This is a genomic window from Sulfitobacter sp. CW3, assembly GCF_019392245.1.
Classification (GTDB): Bacteria; Pseudomonadota; Alphaproteobacteria; order Rhodobacterales; family Rhodobacteraceae; genus Sulfitobacter.
The window spans coordinates 1-255 of sequence record NZ_JAHXRL010000396.1 but is presented as its reverse complement, the minus strand read 5'-3'; the positions used below and the strand labels follow the sequence as shown (position 1 = coordinate 255).

Genomic DNA, 255 nt, shown 5'->3' with positions numbered 1-255 from the left:
CCCTCGACCATCTGCGGCGTGGCGCGATAGGCCGCGTCCATGCCGTAGAGCGTGTCGAAGACCATGTAGCCGTGGTTGCGGGTGATGTACGCGAAGGTCGTCACCGGATCGAGGGTCACGAGATCCTGCTGCGGGATGACGCGCTGGGTCCTGGCAGCCTCCGCACGGCCGAGGGCCGGCGCCGCGACGGCGCCGGCGACGAGGGCGCCGGCTCCCTGCAACAGCGTGCGTCGCTTCATCCGAAACCTCCCGCTC

Annotated in this window: 1 pseudogene; it reads right to left on the bottom strand. The window is 70.2% G+C overall.

Annotated features, from left to right (window positions below):
- Positions 1 to 239, bottom strand: a pseudogene (locus tag KZZ06_RS21560) (ABC transporter substrate-binding protein); the annotation flags it as partial.
- Positions 240 to 255: the final 16 nt, after the last annotated feature.